This is a genomic window from Sulfuriferula sp. AH1, assembly GCF_002162035.1.
In the GTDB taxonomy this organism is placed as follows: Bacteria; Pseudomonadota; Gammaproteobacteria; order Burkholderiales; family Sulfuriferulaceae; genus Sulfuriferula.
Map to the genome: position 1 here is coordinate 1,977,818 of NZ_CP021138.1, position 17,499 is coordinate 1,995,316.

Annotated in this window: 17 protein-coding genes; 9 read left to right on the forward strand and 8 right to left on the reverse strand. The window is 57.6% G+C overall.

The features are described from left to right. Positions 1-6 precede the first annotated feature (6 nt). Positions 7-384, reverse strand: a complete 378-nt coding sequence (locus tag CAP31_RS10035) for an MAPEG family protein (protein WP_087447406.1) — start codon at positions 382-384, stop codon at positions 7-9. Positions 385-549: 165 nt separating this feature from the next. On the opposite strand from CAP31_RS10035, the gene htpG reads away from it, so the two are divergent. The 5 genes from htpG (at position 550) to CAP31_RS14835 (ending at position 6,574) form a co-directional block, all read left to right on the forward strand. Beyond that, the gene (gene htpG / locus CAP31_RS10040) at positions 550-2,451 is read left to right on the forward strand and encodes a molecular chaperone HtpG (protein ID WP_087447407.1); all 1,902 of its coding nucleotides are present in this window, start codon (positions 550-552) and stop codon (positions 2,449-2,451) included. Between the two features lie 139 nt (positions 2,452-2,590). Continuing rightward, positions 2,591-4,192 carry a diguanylate cyclase gene (locus tag CAP31_RS10045; protein ID WP_087447408.1) on the forward strand — a complete coding sequence of 534 codons (1,602 nt, stop codon included), beginning with the start codon at positions 2,591-2,593 and terminating at the stop codon, positions 4,190-4,192. 82 nt (positions 4,193-4,274) lie between these two features. Then, the gene (locus tag CAP31_RS10050; protein ID WP_087447409.1) at positions 4,275-5,603 is read left to right on the forward strand and encodes a TRZ/ATZ family hydrolase; all 1,329 of its coding nucleotides are present in this window, start codon (positions 4,275-4,277) and stop codon (positions 5,601-5,603) included. An 8-nt stretch (positions 5,604-5,611) separates the two neighbouring features. Next, positions 5,612-6,223 (forward strand): DedA family protein, encoded by a 612-nt coding sequence (locus CAP31_RS10055; RefSeq protein WP_087447410.1) that lies wholly within the window; start codon positions 5,612-5,614, stop codon positions 6,221-6,223. Between the two features lie 75 nt (positions 6,224-6,298). Beyond that, a complete protein-coding gene (locus tag CAP31_RS14835) occupies positions 6,299-6,574 on the forward strand; it encodes a hypothetical protein (RefSeq protein WP_157662731.1) in 276 nt (91 codons plus the stop codon). Between the two features lie 318 nt (positions 6,575-6,892). On the opposite strand, the gene CAP31_RS10065 is transcribed toward CAP31_RS14835, so the two are convergent. Further along, positions 6,893-7,264: a hypothetical protein gene (locus tag CAP31_RS10065; protein ID WP_087447412.1), complete on the reverse strand. Its 372-nt coding sequence runs from the start codon at positions 7,262-7,264 to the stop codon at positions 6,893-6,895. Between the two features lie 234 nt (positions 7,265-7,498). On the opposite strand from CAP31_RS10065, the gene CAP31_RS10070 reads away from it, so the two are divergent. Beyond that, complete coding sequence (locus tag CAP31_RS10070; protein WP_087447413.1) at positions 7,499-7,684, forward strand: hypothetical protein; 186 nt, start codon at positions 7,499-7,501, stop codon at positions 7,682-7,684. Between the two features lie 11 nt (positions 7,685-7,695). Here the strand turns inward: CAP31_RS10070 and CAP31_RS10075 are convergent, their stop codons facing one another. Both CAP31_RS10075 and CAP31_RS10080 read right to left on the reverse strand, forming a co-directional pair. Next, the gene (locus CAP31_RS10075) at positions 7,696-9,129 is read right to left on the reverse strand and encodes an RtcB family protein (protein ID WP_087447414.1); all 1,434 of its coding nucleotides are present in this window, start codon (positions 9,127-9,129) and stop codon (positions 7,696-7,698) included. Between the two features lie 12 nt (positions 9,130-9,141). After that, positions 9,142-9,558, reverse strand: coding sequence for an archease (locus CAP31_RS10080; protein WP_087447415.1), 417 nt, complete (start codon positions 9,556-9,558; stop codon positions 9,142-9,144). Positions 9,559-9,659: 101 nt separating this feature from the next. Here CAP31_RS10080 and CAP31_RS10085 point away from each other — a divergent pair, with 101 nt between their 5' ends. Further along, entirely contained in the window at positions 9,660-11,330 is a 1,671-nt protein-coding gene (locus CAP31_RS10085; RefSeq protein ID WP_087447416.1) for a DUF2339 domain-containing protein, read from the forward strand. On the opposite strand, the gene CAP31_RS10090 is transcribed toward CAP31_RS10085, so the two are convergent. From CAP31_RS10090 to recQ, 4 genes are read right to left on the reverse strand one after another with little or no spacing between them, the layout of a single operon-like run. Then, positions 11,327-11,974, reverse strand: coding sequence for a hypothetical protein (locus tag CAP31_RS10090; protein WP_087447417.1), 648 nt, complete (start codon positions 11,972-11,974; stop codon positions 11,327-11,329). The two genes, CAP31_RS10085 and CAP31_RS10090, sit on opposite strands and share 4 nt — an antisense overlap. 14 nt (positions 11,975-11,988) lie before the next feature. Further along, positions 11,989-12,222: a VF530 family DNA-binding protein gene (locus CAP31_RS10095; protein WP_087447418.1), complete on the reverse strand. Its 234-nt coding sequence runs from the start codon at positions 12,220-12,222 to the stop codon at positions 11,989-11,991. A gap of 4 nt (positions 12,223-12,226) precedes the next feature. After that, positions 12,227-12,685, reverse strand: coding sequence for a DUF1456 family protein (locus tag CAP31_RS10100; protein WP_223247249.1), 459 nt, complete (start codon positions 12,683-12,685; stop codon positions 12,227-12,229). Positions 12,686-12,732: 47 nt separating this feature from the next. After that, complete coding sequence (gene recQ / locus CAP31_RS10105) at positions 12,733-14,529, reverse strand: DNA helicase RecQ (protein WP_087447419.1); 1,797 nt, start codon at positions 14,527-14,529, stop codon at positions 12,733-12,735. A gap of 135 nt (positions 14,530-14,664) precedes the next feature. On the opposite strand from recQ, the gene purB reads away from it, so the two are divergent. After that, positions 14,665-16,041, forward strand: a complete 1,377-nt coding sequence (gene purB, locus CAP31_RS10110) for an adenylosuccinate lyase (RefSeq protein WP_087448351.1) — start codon at positions 14,665-14,667, stop codon at positions 16,039-16,041. Between the two features lie 85 nt (positions 16,042-16,126). Beyond that, positions 16,127-17,476 (forward strand): tRNA 5-hydroxyuridine modification protein YegQ, encoded by a 1,350-nt coding sequence (gene yegQ, locus CAP31_RS10115; protein ID WP_087447420.1) that lies wholly within the window; start codon positions 16,127-16,129, stop codon positions 17,474-17,476. Positions 17,477-17,499: the final 23 nt, after the last annotated feature.

Here is a 17,499-nt window from a genome sequence, read left to right on the forward strand (position 1 = left end):
GACGGATCAGCGCGTACCCGCCAGTACGAACAGGACCACGATGCAGCCGAAACCCACTGTCCACACCAGCGAACGCAGCATGGCCTTGTCCAGCACATAGAACACCGCGTGAAGCACGCGCATCGCCACGAAGACCAGTGCCAGCATGTCCACAGTGGATTGGGTAACGTGTTGCAACTGGGCGATGATGACGGCTGCGGCGAAGGCGGGAAACGCTTCGAATCCATTGAGTTGCGCCCAATAGGCACGCTTGCGGTAACCTTCCGATCGCTCCAGTTGCTCACGCGGTGCATGGTTGTCGTATTTCCGGCCGGCTTTCGCCAGCATCACGACAGGATAAGGCAGCATTGCCGCGATCAGCACACACCAATAAGCGATACTCATGGATCAACTCCCCGTGTTTAAATGAGGTGCCCATAGTGGCATTTTTTGATGACCATTTCAAATCAGGGGGATGCTGTCATACTGATCTGCCAGCTCTTGAAAACCGCACGATGCATCCCAATCTGGATGACAAATTTTTGTTCAACATAAACGGAGAATAAGCACATGACCGTAGCAGCACACAAGGAAACACTAGGCTTCCAGACCGAAGTCAAGCAACTGTTGCAACTGATGATCCATTCGTTGTACAGCAACAAGGAGATCTTTCTGCGCGAACTGATTTCCAACGCTTCCGATGCCGCCGACAAACTGCGCTTTGAAGCCCTGTCAGACAGCGCCTTATGGGAAAATGATCCCGAACTGAAAATACGCATCGCCGTCGACAAGAACGCCCGTACCATTACCATTACCGATAACGGTATCGGCATGAACCGTCAGGAAGTCATCGACCATATCGGCACCATCGCCAAATCCGGCACCCGTCAGTTCTTCGAAGCCTTGTCCGGCGACCAGTCCAAGGACTCCAACCTGATCGGCCAGTTCGGTGTCGGTTTCTACTCCGCCTTCCTCGTCGCCGATAAGGTCACCCTGATTACCCGCCGCGCCGGGCTGGGCGCCGAACATGGCGTGCGCTGGGAATCTGCCGGCGAAGGCGATTACACGCTGGAAACCGTGGAAAAATCCGGACGCGGCACCGAGATCACGCTGCATCTGCGTGAAGATAACGACGATCTGCTGACCAGCTACCAGCTGCAATCCATCATCCGCAAATACTCCGATCACATCACCCTGCCCATCGTGATGCAGAAGGAAGAATGGGATGCCGACGCGCAAACCATGGTCGCCAAGGACGAAGACGATGTCGTCAATCAGGCCTCGGCACTATGGGCACGCCCCAAGAGCGAGATCACCCAGGAACAGTACGACGAATTCTACAAGCACGTCGCCCACGATTTCGAAGCGCCGCTGGCACACATCCACGCCAAGGTGGAAGGCAAGCAGGAATATACCCAGCTGCTATACATCCCCGCCCGCGCCCCGTTCGACCTGTGGGACCGCGAACAGCGCCACGGCATCAAACTCTATGTGCGCCGCGTGTTCATCATGGATGACGCCAAACAGCTGATGCCGATCTACATGCGCTTCGTGCGCGGCGTGATCGACGCCAACGACCTGCCGCTCAACGTCTCTCGCGAAATTCTGCAGGAAAGCAAGGACATCGACGCGATCCGCGCCGGTTCGGTGAAAAAAGTGCTGGGCATGCTGGAAGACCTCGCAGAGAATCAGCCGGAAAAATACGCCACCTTCTGGACCAATTTCGGCAGCGTGATGAAGGAAGGCATAGGCGAAGATTTCGCCAACAAGGACCGCATCGCCAAGCTGCTGCGTTTTGCTTCCACCCATACCGACACCGATGCGCAGGACGTCACGCTGGCCGACTACATCGGCCGCATGAAGGAAGGCCAGGACAAAATTTACTATGTCACCGCCGACAGCTTCGCCGCTGCCAAGAACAGCCCGCATCTGGAGATCTTCCGCGCCAAGGGCGTGGAAGTGCTGCTGCTCGCGGACCGCGTCGATGAGTGGATGCTGTCCTACCTTACCGAATTCGACGGCAAGAAGCTGCAGTCCGTCGCCAAGGGCGACCTCGATCTGGGCAATCTCGCCAACGAGGAAGAGAAGCAGGAACAGGCGCAGGAAGCCGATGCGTTCAAGGAGCTGGCCGACAGGATCAAGGCAACGCTGGGCGAACAAGTCAAGGACGTACGTGTCACCCACCGCCTGACCAGCTCACCGGCCTGTCTGGTAGCAGGCGAACACGACATCAGCGGCAATCTGGAGCGCATGCTCAAGGCTGCTGGGCAGAACGCGCCGAACAGCAAACCCATCCTGGAGATCAATCCCAAGCATGGGTTGGTGCAACGCCTCAAGACTCAGACCGACAGCGATAAATTCAGCGACTGGAGCCACATCCTGTTCGACCAGGCCCTGCTGGCGGAAGGCGGGCAGCTGGAAGATCCGGCGACTTTCGTGCAACGCCTGAATGCGTTGTGGCTGACGCTGTAATCCCCAAACCGGCATCAAACAAAAAGGGCGCACTAGCGCCCTTTTTAACGGCTATCGAAATGACAGGGATTTTCTGTTTGCGCAAAAAAATGATAGAATTCATAAAACTAAAGTTGCATGCATAAATCAATAATAAATTATGAACGAGCAAGCACCGAATTCCATAGAAGACCGCATCAGCGTGTTGCGCACGCACTGGGAGCGCTACGCCGCCAAAGGCCGTTTCAATCAATTCATTGAATTTGCCGTCGCGGTGAACAGTCTCGCCGAATATTTCAATCAATTGCGCCTGTCGGGTCTGGTGCGCCTGTGCGAAGGTCTGGAAAACACCGTACTGGCCAAAATGGGCGATGAAACATCGCACCCGCTTGCGCAGCAGGACCTCCTGTCGTTGCAGCGCCAGATCGACACCTTGCTGAGTTCCGTAGCCAATTCACGCGCTCCCAACATCGAACATCGCACGACAGCGCCAGCCGCGACCGACATCGACTGGATCAAGCCGCGCTCGGTGTGGATGGTGTCTGCACCCGGCCAGCGTGAAATCACCGATGCCATGGGTTCGCAGCTGCGCTTTTTCGGATTCGATATCCATGAACTGGGCTGGAACAGCGGGCCGGTACCGGAAAGCGCCGCGCTTGCCGTACTGTTCATTCCCGCCAATGAGCACACCCAGACTGAAGAATTGGCGCATATCGCAGACATCCGCGCCAATTGCCCGGCCAGCCAGCTGCTCTATCTCGGTACGCAATCGGCAATCGAGCCCATCGTCGCACTGATGCGCGCAGGCATCGACGTCACCATTCCATCCGAAGGGCAAACCGCGAATGTTCTCAATTGCATACTCGATCTGGTAAAGATCAACGAACAGGAAAAATTCCGCGTTCTGATCGTGGAAGATTCGCGGGTCGCGGCTGCGCTGATCGAACGCACGCTGGCACAGCACGGCATGGACACCTGCGCCATCAACGACCCCGGCAGCCTGCTGGAAGTGCTCGAATCCTATCATCCCGACCTGATCCTGATGGACATGTACATGCCGCGTTTCAACGGCATTGAAGCGACCCGAGCATTGCGGCAAATGAGCGCTTACAGCGCGTTGCCCATCGTCTATATCTCGGGCGAATCCGATGTCGGCCTGCAGGTGGAAGCATTGCGCCTGGGCGGCGACCAGTTCATCATCAAACCGTTCAACCCTGTGCTGCTCGCCGCCATCATCAAGACCAAGATCGAACGTTTCCGCGAAACGCAACGCTCCAGCCGTCTTGACGGACTCACCGGTCTGCTCAACCATTCTGCCGCCAAACTGCACCTGAAGGCCATGCTCAGCCAGACCCCAGCGCAGGGCATGCTGACGGCCGCAATGATCGACATCGACCATTTCAAGGCGATTAACGATACCTATGGTCATCCCGTTGGCGATCAGGTCATACGCAGACTGGCCTGGTTGCTTAAAGGACGCCTGCGCTCCCATGATCTGATCGGGCGCTACGGCGGCGAGGAATTCCTGATCGCGTTGCCAGGCATCAGCCCGACGCAGGCGATTTCCGTGATTGACCGCATCCGCAGCGATTTTTGCGCTTTGCCGCATGCGTATCCGGGCGGCGTACTGCATGCCAGTTTCAGCGCAGGCGTGGCAGCGTTCCCCGAAATGGATACCGCCGCCGCGCTTACCGAAGCGGCAGACGCTGCCTTGCTGCAAGCGAAACGGCTGGGGCGAAATCGCGTGGAACAAGCGCAATAATCGCACTCCGATACAACTAAATGCCTTGTCAGCACCCGAGCCGCAATTTATAGTACGTTGATATTTACCATTAACGTACAACATGCACAACGTCCATTCTGTCGATACCCTCATCGAAGCCCGCTGGATCATCCCCATAGAACCGGCCAACACCGTATTGCACGACCACAGCATCGCCATCGACGGCGGCCGCATCGTCGCCATCCTGCCCACCGGCGAAGCGCGGCAACGCTTCGTCGCCGCGACTTATCACCGGCTCACCGACCATGCGCTGATGCCCGGCATGGTGAATCTGCACACCCACGCCGCGATGACCCTGCTGCGCGGCTATGCCGACGATCTGCCGCTGATGGAATGGCTCAAGGGCCATATCTGGCCGGCAGAATCCAGACACGTCTCCGCCGACTTCGTGCGCGACGGCGCCCGCCTCGCCTGCGCGGAAATGCTCAAGGGCGGCACCACCTGTTTCAACGACATGTACTTTTTCCCCGAAGCAGTAGCCGAGGCCGCCGTGGCCTGCGGCATCCGCGCCGCCATCGGCATGATCGTGATCGACTTCCCCACCGCCTATGCCAGCGACCCCGACGACTACCTCAACAAGGGCCTCGCCATGCGCGACCGCATGCGCGACGAACCGCTGCTGTCATTCACCCTCGCGCCGCATGCGCCATACACCGTCAGCAACGCCACCTTCGAAAAAATCATCACCTACGCCAGCCAACTCGACCTGCCGGTTCATGTGCACCTGCATGAAACTGCCGACGAAATCGCCCAGAGCATGACGCAATACCAGCAACGCCCGCTGGCGCGACTGCACCAGCTGGGCCTGACCGGCCCCAATCTCATTGCCGTACATGCCGTGCACCTGAACCCGGACGAGCAGGCGCTGCTGGCGCAGCAGGGCAGCCACATCGCACACTGCCCCGCATCCAATCTCAAGCTCGCCAGCGGTTTCGCACCCGTCGCCAGCATGCTGGAACAAGGCCTCAATATCGGCATCGGCACCGACGGCGCCGCCAGCAATAACAGCATCGACATGTTCGGCGAAATGCGGCTGGCCGCGTTGCTGGCCAAAGGCGTCGCCAATGATGCCGCCGCGCTGCCCGCCCACACCGCACTGCAAATGGCCACGCTCAACGGCGCACGTGCACTGGGGCTAGATCAGCACATCGGTTCGCTGCTTCCCGGCAAATGTGCCGACCTCATCGCCGTGGATATGGCGCAGCTCAACACCCTGCCGTGCTTTGACCCCATCTCCAGCCTGGTCTACAGCGCCGGACGCGATCAGGTCAGCCACGTCTGGGTCAACGGCGAACTGCGGGTGGACAACCACCAGTTCACCGCGCTCGACGAACGCACCCTCAAAATTACCGCCAATGTCTGGCAAAGCCGCATTCAACCATCTCACTAAGGAATACCATGCTCCACGAATTCATCAACTGGATACTCGCCACGGTTCACGACTGGGGCTACGCCGGCATCTTCATCCTCATGGCACTGGAATCCACGGTATTGCCGGTACCTTCCGAGCTGGTGCTGATCCCCGCCGGCTACCTCGCCTTTGAAGGCCACATGAACCTCGCCCTGATATTACTCAGCGCCACCCTAGGCTGTCTGGCCGGTGCCTCGATCAACTATGCCTTCGCGCTGTGGGTAGGCCGCCCGTTCCTCGAGCGCTGGGGCAAATACTTCTTCGTACGCCCGCCGCTATTGCACAAAACCGATGAATTCTTCGCCCGTCACGGCAAAATCTCCACCTTCACCGGCCGCCTGATCCCTGGCATCCGTCACCTGATCTCGCTGCCCGCCGGCCTCGCACGCATGAATCCCGCTACCTTCGCCATCTACACCATGCTTGGAGCCGGCCTGTGGTCGACCATACTCACCCTGATCGGCTACTTCATCGGCGGCAATGAAGTGCTGATCAAATCTTATCTGCACCTGCTGACTATTGCGCTGATTGGCGGGGTGGGGGTGATTATTGCGGGGTATTGGTGGTGGCAGAGAAGGATTGTGCGGGAGGGAAAATAAACTGTGTAGTGGGTTTATTTAATAGACACCTTATCAGTATATATAACATTAGATGCTTGAGAGTCCTTGCGCAAAATGAAAACTGCACAAATTGGAAAGTGTGGCGAATTGTTGGTTCAATATCAGCTCCTGATGCGTGAGGTAGAATCTGCGCCCCTCACCACAGATTCTGGTGTTGACTTAGTTGCATATTCACCACGAAACGCACGCCCCATAACAATTCAAGTTAAAACCAATCTCCGAGCCAAACTTGGTGGTGGCAAAGGAAAAGAGGCTCTTGATTGGTGGGTTCCTGAAAACAGCCCTGCGCATTATGTTGCGCTTGTTGATTTGTCTTCCCAGCGTATCTGATTATTATCACAGGCTGAAGTGGCTGCACTGGCCCAACAAACATCCAATGGTCGGCATCATCTTTACATGTATGTTGACCCAACAGCCAACCCCGCAAAAGGCGGTCGCCTTGTTCATAGTTACGAATTCGAAAAGTATCTTCTCCAAAACCGTGCTCATGAAGTTTTCGATATGTAACACATCTAAACCTACGCTCAGGCCCGTAACCCGGGTACACGGGGTCTGGTCTAGCTATGTAGCATAGCCCCATCCAAGTCAGGCCGGGGATTGCCCGACCTACCATGCCAACAGAAACCACACTGCAACCTTTCCCCCAAACTACCCATCCTGCTCCATAGCCAACGTATAGTCGAATAGCTCAGGCTGGTTCTTGCGATACACCCGCAGCCACATGACGGTTGCAGGGATCAGCGAGCGCACCACGAACCACAGCGCTTCGCCTGCCGCCGGGCCGGGTTCGTTGAGCTGCCTGGCAGTGGCTGCCCAGCCATCCCAATCCACTTCGGCCATGATGGCGCAGATCTGCGGTGGCAGCTTGGCAGCGATGTCGGTCATGATTTTGACCTGACGGGTCACTTCTGTCCGAGTCAGGCGCGAGTTGAGGAACTCGTCTTCCTCCAGCCCTTCGGTCAGAGTCAATACGGTGATACAAGCTTCTTCGATGATGGATAGTAAAGATGCGTTCAACATGACCGGCTCCGGGATATTTAATCATACCGTTTGCATGCAGCAATCATTGTGCCAAGCGCTGAAACATGCTTTACCAGCCTGATACCATGCTCGATGTGGCATTTTGTCGCAAAGCTGACAGTCTGGCGGGAGCAGTTTCCACAATCCGACGACAAATCAGGGGCCTTGAAGTCTCATCCACTTCGACGCACAATGCAGGCACACACGACAATATCAGCATGATCGAATACCAAAATGGGTGACGTCATTCAATTCAAGAAGCCGAAACCGGGCGAAAAATTCAAGGGTTTGTCGCTGTGCAACAGCGGTTTCCACAAGTGGGAGCCGGTACAGGAAAACCCGTTCGATGTAGACCAGGGGCGCCTGATCACGCGACTGGTATGCAAGCGCTGCGGCGCGACCAAAACCGAAGCCCGCTAACACCCATAACATCAACCCTTGATGCAGACCTTGGGCCGCAAAAACGCCACCCGTTTGGCGAGGCCGGCTTTTTCCGTGGCTTCTGCCACCTTACCCACGTCCTTGTAAGCGCCGGGCGCTTCCTCGGCCGCACCGCGCATGGACTTGGTACGAATCAGGATGCCGCGGAGCGCCAGTTCATCGATCAGCTCCCTGCCGCGCCAGAACTTGAGCGCGGCATTGCGGCTCATGGCCCTGCCGGCACCGTGGCTGGCGGATGACCAGGCTTTGTTTTCACTTTCGCGGGTTCCCGCCAGCACGTAGGAGCCGGTGCCCATACTGCCGCCGATGATGACGGGCTGCCCGGCTTCCTGGTACCGCGCCGGCAAGGATGGATGATGAGGGCCGAACGCGCGGGTCGCGCCTTTGCGGTGGATGTAGAGCCATCTTTCCCGGCCCTCATACACATGTTTTTCCAGCTTGCAGGTGTTGTGCGACACATCGAACAGGGTTTCCAGCGCGCTGTGCGGGAACACTTCGCCAAATACCTCGCGGGTGAGGTGGGTGAGTATCTGACGGTTGGCCAACGCTACGTTGATCGCGGCATTCATCGCGCCCAGATAAGCCTGGCCTTCGGGTGAGTTGATTGGCGCACAGGCAAGCTCGCGGTCGGGCAGAGTAATTCCCAGACGGCCGGCAGCTTTGGCCAGACTCAACAGATATTCGGTACCGATCTGGTGGCCGAGGCCGCGCGAACCGCAGTGGATGGACACCAGAACCTGGCCTTCGCTCAAGCCAAAGGCCTGTGCCGCTTCGGCGTCGTAAATGCGGTCGACTATCTGCACTTCCAGGTAATGATTGCCGGAGCCGAGGGTACCCATTTCGCCGCGCTGACGTTTTTTGGCGAAATCGGACACGTTTTCCGGCACGGCTCCGCCGATACAGCCGTTTTCTTCGATATAGGCGAGGTCTTCGCGTTTGCCGTAGCCGTGCTGGATGGCCCATTCCGCGCCGCCGAGCATGACTGCATCGAGCTGGGACGGGCTAAGCCGCAATGAACCCTCCTCCCCCACCCCGGCCGGAATAGCCTGAAACAGCGCATTAGCGAGGCGTTCTGCTTGCGGCACCAGATCGCCGAGAGTCAGATTGGTGCGCAGCGCGCGGATGCCGCAGGAAATATCGAAGCCGACCCCGCCGGCAGAGATGATGCCACCCTGCTCCGCATCAAAGGCGGCTACTCCGCCGATGGGGAAACCGTAACCCCAGTGCGCGTCCGGCATGGTCATCGCAGCGCCGACCAGCCCGGGCAGCCGGGCGACATTGCTGATCTGTTCGCGCACCTTCTCATCCATGCTCGCCAGCAGCGGCTCGCTGCCGTACAGCAGCACCGGAGCACGGTGTTCTGCGGCATTTTCCGGAATACGCCAGCAATAGGGCGAAATTTCATTCAGGCCCTGCAGGTTCATGATCTTTCCCCTTCAGACATCGACTATGCAACGCGCATCCCACAAATTGTCCATGTGGCGTACCGAGAGCATGGTCAGCGTGGCGCCTTTGACTTCCACCCCGCGCTCCAGCGTCTCGCGCCAGGGTTCGCCCCAGACCCGCCCGCGCCAGTGGCTGCCGTCGCGGCTGAGCTGGAATTTCCCCAAGATCAGGCCGTGGCTGCGCGCTTCCGCGAGCAGCAGATTGAGCCAGGTCACCAGCGCGAACTCCAGATCGTCCTCATCAAACGCGATGACGATCTCGTTCCTGGGCTCGATGCAGCGCAAATCAGCCATGATCGCGAACATGGCTTCCGCCGCCGCAACAAATGCCGCTTCGGGCGTGCTGCCCTGCCCGACAATGCCGATATCTGCATCGTGATCAAAGTAGGAATATGTGTGTTCGGCCATGATTATTTATAGCAGCTGGCTGACTTATTACGAATCCTGAAATCAGCATGCGTAAATAGCGGGCAAAAACCGTATACTGCAGAAAAAAGGGAGGAAACATCATGGCTGAAGTGGACGAACGTTTAACCAGCATCGAGTCGCGCCTGACCCGACTGGAGCAGCTACTGCAAACGCTGGCTGCGCGCACCGAATCACCCGAACCGGCACCACTGGCGCAAGCGGCGAGCGCGGCGGCCATGCGCCCTACGCTGACCAAAAAACCTGTCGTCAGCCATACTCACGACAATATTTCCGTCACTAATATCCTCGGCTGGACCGGCGCCACCGCACTGGTGCTGGCAGCGGCCTATCTGATCCGACTGGCGATCGATTCCGGCTGGCTCACGCCCGAACGCCAGATTGCCCTGGCGGTACTCGGCGGTTTCGCCCTCATCGGCATCGGGCTGGCCCTGCGCAAATCGGATAAAAATTACGCCAGCCTGTTACCGGCTGGCGGTCTGGTGGTGCTGTTCATGTCCACCTATGGCGCGCATCTCTACTATCACCTGATAGGCGCTCACACCGCCGTGGGTGCGGTGATACTGATCTGCCTCGGCGCATTGTGGCTGGGCAGGCTGTTCGAAAGCGAACTCTATGCGCTGTTTGCGGTGACCGGCTCGTATTCGGCGCCGTTTTTATTGCCCAACCTCACCAGCTCGGTGACCGATCTGGTGATCTATTTCTCGGCGTGGAGCGTGCTCTTCAGCATCTATTCCATTTGGATTGGCAAACGCCGGGTATATCTGCTGGCGTCATACATGGCGCTGCTGGGATTCAATGCGATCTGGACACTGACTTCGCCCGACAGCTGGGTCGAAGCGCTGGTGTTTCAGGCAGCGCAATTCATCATCTTTCTGGTGGGTGCGGTTACCTTTTCCATCAAGCGCAACAGCCCGATGGATCAGAATGCAGCCATCGCCCATTTGCCGCTGCTGCTGATTTTCTACGCGCTGCAATACAGCCTGTTACAACACAATCTGCCCGACTTCGCGCCGTGGATTGCGATAGGCAGTGCAGCCGTGCTGCTGGCCGGCTATCTGGTGGCGAAGCATGTCATCAAGGCGCCGCTGCAATCCGGCAGCATACTGGTCGGGGCCTACGCTGCTCTTGTCCTGTTTCACGCCGGCTATCTGGAATCGGTGCCTGCGGAATGGGCCCCGTGGGTGGCGTTATCGCTGCTGCCGGTATTGGCCGGCTATTTCCTGGTCAAAGGCGAGCTCACAGCCATTGTGTGGCCGCTGCGGCTGACGATCGGCGTGATCTTCGTGATCAACTACCTGCGCGTACTCGCTGAAGACGACTTGCATCTCATCCCTGCCCACGACTTGCTGGCGCTGATCTATGCGCTGCAGCTGTATGCCGGCTATTATTTCGCGCGTCGCATCCCGGCGTTAATCGCATTTGACAGCCCGTTGCTGTATGCCGGACACATTGCGCTGATGAGCGCGGCGTATCAGGTATTCGATGGCCGGCTTACCGTGTCCTTCGCCTGGGGCATCATCGGCATCAGCTGTCTGGCGATCGCACTGGGCAAAAAGGACAAGATACTGGGCAAATCGTCGCTGCTGATCTTTGCGATATCGGCGGCCAAAGTGCTGCTGTTCGACCTGTCCGACGCAGCGCCGCTGATACGCATAGCCTGCCTGTTCGTGCTGGGAGTGACGCTCTACGCTGGCGGCTGGATGTATCGCAAGGTCGATGCGATGGAGCAACCGGCACGGTTCAATAATTAACGGGCTGCTATCGCATAATCCGTCGCGTCGTACACCTGGGTGAGCTGCACACCGGCATCAGCGATCGCCTGCAGCTGGCTGGCCAGCGCGTTACGGATAATTTCGTGTTGCGCTGCGGGTGGCGGGTAGCCTTGCCAGCCGTCTGCGTTATGGGTGTCCAAATTGTAATAGGCATACGGGGCGATTTTATCGCCGATATCCTGAGTGACGATGGTCAGACGATAACCGCTCGCAATGCCGCCGGTTGCATCCGGGATTACCAGCGCCTCGAATTCGACGAATTCGTCATCGACTTCCTCAACATAGCCCGGCAATGCCGCGAGCAATTCCACGATTTGCGCATGGGTCAGCCTGACCCTGAGTGCACTGCGATAATCATCCTGATCGATCTCCCAGCGCGCCACCGGCAGCTGCTGCTCGTTTTCAACCACACCCGACAGCAGGCCGCGCACGTTCACCATGTCAGCAATGTTCACACAGAACATATCCGGAGTCAGCCCGCACAAATTGAATCGGGCCAGCTCCCACGATGGCAATACCTGGATATACGGCATCCAGCCCACGCCTTTGCGCATAAGGCCGGGCTTGACCTGATATTGCAGGATCAGGGTCTTGCCCTGTATGGTAATGAGGACTTTTTTCACAATGGACAGCCAGATTAATCAGGGGCGCACTCATCGCAATACTGCAAATACAGCGCTTCCACTTTTGCCCGTGCCCAGGGCGTCCGGCGCAGGAATTGCAGGCTGGATTTGATACTCGGGTCATGGGTAAAGCATCTGATATTGACATGCTGCGCCATGACCACCCAGCCATAATACTCGACCAGCCGGTTGAGTATTTGTTCCAGCGTGACGCCATGCAGCGGGTCAGAGGAAGTATGCGTTGCCATCAGTCTAACCGCGCAGGCGCAGGCTCAGGCCTTTAAGGAAGTATCTAAGCAACTGGTCACCGCATACCCGATAATTCTTGCTGTCGGGATTCCTGAAGATCGCGCTCAATTCCGGCTTGGATATCTGGAAACCCGCCAGCTTGATGATGTCATGCAGGTCCTCCTCTTTCAGCTCAAACGCGATGCGCAGCTTTTTCAGGATGATGTTGTTGGTCAGGCGCTTGACCGGCGCCGGCTTGATGTCGCTGGGGCCGCGCTTGTGAATGATCAGCCCGTCCAGAAAATCCATCAGCAACATGTCATCGCACGCCGCATAACCGGCTTCATCTTCCTTTTTCAGCAGACCAGGAATCCGCTCGGGCGCAATCTCGCCGCCTGCCAGTCTGACCATCTCGCCGATGGCCGCATCGGGCAGATCCAGCGCGTAGCGTATGCTGCGCAATACATCGTTATTGTTTTCCACTATAGATTCTCATCGCTATCGTTCAATGCCGCATCATAGCATGGCGCTCAGGCTGCGGCGTTCACTACTGCCAGCATCCCGGCGCCGTAGGCTTCGAGTTTGCGCGCGCCGATGCCGGAGATCTCTCCCAGCTCCGCCAGGGTTGCCGGACGCCGTTGCGCGACCTGTGCAAGCGTGGAATCATGGAAGATGACATAGGCCGGAACGTTATGCTCGCGCGCCGCAGCTTGCCGCCATACGCGCAATTTTTCGAACAGCTGGTCATCGGCAGCATTGTGCGGCGCTGCCAGCGGCCGGCTGGATTGGCGTCTTGCGGGCTTGACGCCAAGATCCTTGCGCATCCACACCTGCACTTCACCTTTGAGCACGGCGCGGCTTTGCGCAGTCAGCACCAGCGCGCCGTAAGCATCGTGATCGACGCTGAGGTAACCATGCGCCATCAGTTGCCGCAACACCGCACGCCAGCCTTTTTCGTCAATCTCTGCACCGACACCGAATACGCTGAGTTGCTGGTGGTCCCATTGCCGGATTTTTTCCGTGTCGCGGCCGAGCAGCACGTCGATCACATGTCCGGCACCGAAACGCCCACCGGTGCGATAAACGGCAGACAGGGCTTTTTGCGCAGCAACGGTGCCATCCCAGGTTGCCGGGGGCGACAGACACACATCGCAATTGCCGCAGGCTTCGGCCTCTTCACCAAAATAATTCAGCAGCCGCACCCGACGGCAACGGGTGGCTTCACACAACGCAAGCAGCGCATCGAGCTTGGTCTGCGCCACGCGCTTGAATTGCGGATCGGCTTCGCCGCTTTCGATCATGCGCCGCTGCTGCACCACGTCGTTGAGGCCGTACGCCATCCACGCATCCGCTGGCGTGCCGTCGCGTCCGGCGCGACCGGTTTCCTGATAATAGCCCTCGATGCTCTTGGGCAGATCCAGATGCGCAACGAAACGCACATCGGGCTTGTCGATGCCCATGCCGAAGGCAATCGTGGCGACCATGACAATGCCGTCCTCGCGCAAGAAAGTATCCTGATGACGCTGCCGCGTTGCGACCTCCATGCCGGCATGATAAGCCATGGCGTGGATGCCCTGTTTCTTCAGCCACTGCGCGGTTTCTTCCACCTTGCGCCGCGACAGGCAATAAACGATACCGGCATCCTGCGGATGCTCGTCCTGAATGAACGCCAGCAGCTGTTTACGCGGGTCGTTTTTCTCGACTATCTGGTAGCGAATATTGGGGCGGTCGAAGCTGGAAACGAACTGCTGCGCATCTTCCAGCTGCAGTCGCGCGACGATCTCGGCACGGGTCTGCGCGTCAGCGGTTGCGGTCAGCGCGATGCGCGGCACATCCGGGAAACGCTCGTGCAATACCGACAATGCAATATATTCAGGGCGGAAATCGTGCCCCCACTGCGAAACGCAATGCGCTTCGTCGATCGCGAACAGCGCGATTTCAGCGCACTCGAGCAACGCCATGAAGCGCGCGGTGACCAGCCGTTCCGGCGCGACGTACAACAGATCCCATTCGCCGCGCACAAAGGCCCGCTCCACTTCGCTGGCCTCGGCTGCCGACAAGGCGGAATTGAGATAGGCTGCGCGCACGCCGGCTTCACGCAATGCCGCGACCTGATCATGCATCAGCGCAATCAGCGGCGACACCACCACGCCGGTGCCGGCGCGCAGCAGGGCCGGAATCTGGTAACACAGCGACTTGCCGCCGCCGGTCGGCATCAGCACCAGCGCATCACCGCCGCTGGCAACGTGAGCGACTACATCGGCCTGACGGCCACGAAAGGCGGGATAACCGAAGACGCTATTGAGGATGGATAAAGCACTGGACATAACAAAAATCACGCACGCAGAAAGCCGATTACTATACCGGATTATGAGCTAACCTTAACCCAAGCTGACACAATTTATCCAGCAACGCCGGTTTCCTGTAAAATCATGTTTTTCTCTTTTTACATCCCGTACGCCATGAGCTTGTCCTCCCTCACCGCCTTATCTCCCCTCGACGGCCGCTATGCCGCCAAAGTCGCTCCCTTGCGCGCCCATTTCAGCGAATTCGGCCTGATTCGCAACCGCGTCACCGTGGAAATCGAATGGCTCAAAGCCCTGGCTGCTGAACCTGCCATTGCCGAAGTACCGGCTTTTTCGACCGATACCATTATTGAACTGAACGAACTGATCGCCAATTTTGCCGAAGCCGATGCCGAAAACATCAAGGCCATCGAGCGCACCACCAATCACGATGTCAAGGCGGTTGAATATTTCCTGCGCGAGCGTTTTGCCAGCAACCCCGAAATCGCTCGTGTCGGCGAATTCATCCATTTCGCCTGCACTTCCGAGGACATCAACAATCTGTCGCATGCGCTGATGCTCAAAGCCGCGCGCGAACAGGTGATGCTGCCGTCGCTGAATAGCGTAATCGCACGTCTGACCGAGATTGCCCACGAACATGCGGCGCTGCCCATGCTGTCGCGTACCCACGGTCAGCCTGCATCGCCAACGACATTAGGCAAGGAAATGGCCAACGTGGTGTACCGCCTGCAACGTCAGACCAGCCAGATCGCCGCCGTGCCAATGCTGGGCAAAATCAACGGCGCAGTCGGCAACTACAACGCGCACCTCTCCGCTTACCCTGAGATCGACTGGGAAAGCTTCGCACATCGGTTCGTGGAGAATCTGGGGCTGACTTTCAACCCGTACACCATCCAGATCGAGCCGCACGATTACATGGCGGAGCTGTTCGACGCCATCAGCCGCGTCAATACCGTGCTGATTGACCTTAATCGCGACATCTGGGGCTACATATCGGTTGGTTACTTCAAACAAAAAGTCAAAACGGGCGAAATCGGTTCATCCACCATGCCACACAAGGTCAATCCGATCGATTTCGAGAACGCGGAAGGCAATCTGGGACTTGCTAACGCACTGCTGCGCCACCTCGCTGAAAAGCTGCCGATCTCACGCTGGCAGCGTGACCTGACCGACTCCACCGTGCTGCGCAATATGGGAGTGGCGCTAGGTTACGCATTGTTGGGATTCGATTCCTGCCTGCGCGGCCTCAACAAGCTCGAAGCCAACCCGCAGCGCCTCGCCGAGGATCTCGACCACAACTGGGAAGTACTGGCCGAGCCTATCCAGACCGTGATGCGGCGTTATAACGTGCCGAATGCCTACGAACAGCTCAAGGAACTGACGCGCGGCAAATCCGGCATCAACCGCGACAGCCTGCATACCTTTATCAACGGGTTGGCGATACCGGATGCCGACAAACAGCGTCTGCTCGCAATGACGCCAGCCAGCTATATCGGCAAAGCGGTTGAACTCGCGCAACGTAAAACTTACTAAGGCATATTGTGCTCCACTCAAAAAAGCACCTTTACTGGTGCTTTTTTGGTTTTAACCGCCACTCTTATCGAATCTGGTTATGACTATGAAAACTCCTGAACTTCTTGCCCCCGCCGGCACTCTGGAAAAAATGCGTTATGCATTCCAGTTTGGTGCAGATGCCGTCTACGCAGGCCAGCCACGCTATTCGCTGCGTGCACGCAACAACGAATTCCAGCTGGAACAACTGGATACCGGCATCCGCGAAGCCCACGCCATGAGCAAGAAATTCTTCGTCGCCAGCAATCTGATGCCGCACAACGCAAAAATCAAAACCTATATGGCCGACATGGCGCCGATTATCGCCATGAAGCCGGATGCGCTGATCATGGCCGACCCCGGCCTGATCATGATGGTGCGGGAAAAATGGCCGGAGATACCGATTCATTTGTCGGTACAGGCCAACACCGTCAACTATGCCACGGTAAAGTTCTGGCAGGCACTCGGGCTTACCCGCGTGATACTGTCACGCGAACTGTCGTTCGACGAAATCAAGGAAATCAAGCAGCAATGTCCGGAAATGGAGCTGGAAGTTTTTGTGCATGGCGCATTGTGCATCGCCTATTCCGGCCGTTGTCTGTTATCCGGCTACTTCAATCACCGCGATCCCAATCAGGGCACCTGTACCAACTCCTGCCGCTGGGACTACAAAGTACACGACACCGATGAAGACGCCACCGGCGATGTACAGAAAATCGACCTCGATTTCCGTTCAGCGATGGAGGAACCTGCCTTCGCCGACTGCGGCAACCAGCAACGTCATCCGCTGGCCGACAAGGTATATCTGATCGAGGAGCGCGATCGTCCCGGCGTGATGATGCCGATCATCGAAGATGACCACGGCACCTATATCATGAATTCCAAGGATCTGCGCGCGGTAGAACACATCGAACGCCTGGTCAGGATCGGCGTGGATTCGCTCAAAATCGAGGGCCGTACCAAATCCGCCTATTATGTCGCTCGCACTGCGCAGGTGTACCGCAAGGCCATCGATGATGCAGTAGCGGGTCGACCATTCGACCTGTCATTACTGTCCGATCTGGAAAGTCTCGCCAACCGAGGCTACACCGATGGTTTCTACGAACGCCACCACACGCAAGAGTACCAGAATTACATGAGAGGGCATTCGGAAAGCGATCGCAGTCAGTATGTAGGCGATGTAGTCGGCTACGATGAAAAGACCGGGCTGGCCGAAATAGCGGTAAAAAACAAATTCCTGGTCGGCGACCGCCTGGAAATCATCCACCCTACGGGCAATCGTGTCATGCAGCTGGCCCGGATATTCAACAAGCACGGCGAATCAGTACAGGAAGCGCCAGGCAGCGGCCACTACGTCAAGATTCCGATGGAAGCCAATCTGGAGAAAGCGCTGATCACGCGCTTCCTCACCGCCTAGCAAACAGATGAGTTATCGGCTCG

Bases quoted from the DNA above. Each gene is read 5' to 3' on its own strand.
- CAP31_RS10035 (WP_087447406.1), bottom strand. From the start codon at position 384: ATGAGTATCGCTTATTGGTGTGTGCTGATCGCGGCAATGCTGCCTTAT.
- htpG (WP_087447407.1), top strand. From the start codon at position 550: ATGACCGTAGCAGCACACAAGGAAACACTAGGCTTCCAGACCGAAGTC.
- CAP31_RS10045 (WP_087447408.1), top strand. From the start codon at position 2,591: ATGAACGAGCAAGCACCGAATTCCATAGAAGACCGCATCAGCGTGTTG.
- CAP31_RS10050 (WP_087447409.1), top strand. From the start codon at position 4,275: ATGCACAACGTCCATTCTGTCGATACCCTCATCGAAGCCCGCTGGATC.
- CAP31_RS10055 (WP_087447410.1), top strand. From the start codon at position 5,612: ATGCTCCACGAATTCATCAACTGGATACTCGCCACGGTTCACGACTGG.
- CAP31_RS14835 (WP_157662731.1), top strand. From the start codon at position 6,299: ATGAAAACTGCACAAATTGGAAAGTGTGGCGAATTGTTGGTTCAATAT.
- CAP31_RS10065 (WP_087447412.1), bottom strand. From the start codon at position 7,264: ATGTTGAACGCATCTTTACTATCCATCATCGAAGAAGCTTGTATCACC.
- CAP31_RS10070 (WP_087447413.1), top strand. From the start codon at position 7,499: ATGGGTGACGTCATTCAATTCAAGAAGCCGAAACCGGGCGAAAAATTC.
- CAP31_RS10075 (WP_087447414.1), bottom strand. From the start codon at position 9,129: ATGAACCTGCAGGGCCTGAATGAAATTTCGCCCTATTGCTGGCGTATT.
- CAP31_RS10080 (WP_087447415.1), bottom strand. From the start codon at position 9,558: ATGGCCGAACACACATATTCCTACTTTGATCACGATGCAGATATCGGC.
- CAP31_RS10085 (WP_087447416.1), top strand. From the start codon at position 9,660: ATGGCTGAAGTGGACGAACGTTTAACCAGCATCGAGTCGCGCCTGACC.
- CAP31_RS10095 (WP_087447418.1), bottom strand. From the start codon at position 12,222: ATGGCAACGCATACTTCCTCTGACCCGCTGCATGGCGTCACGCTGGAA.
- recQ (WP_087447419.1), bottom strand. From the start codon at position 14,529: ATGTCCAGTGCTTTATCCATCCTCAATAGCGTCTTCGGTTATCCCGCC.
- purB (WP_087448351.1), top strand. From the start codon at position 14,665: ATGAGCTTGTCCTCCCTCACCGCCTTATCTCCCCTCGACGGCCGCTAT.
- yegQ (WP_087447420.1), top strand. From the start codon at position 16,127: ATGAAAACTCCTGAACTTCTTGCCCCCGCCGGCACTCTGGAAAAAATG.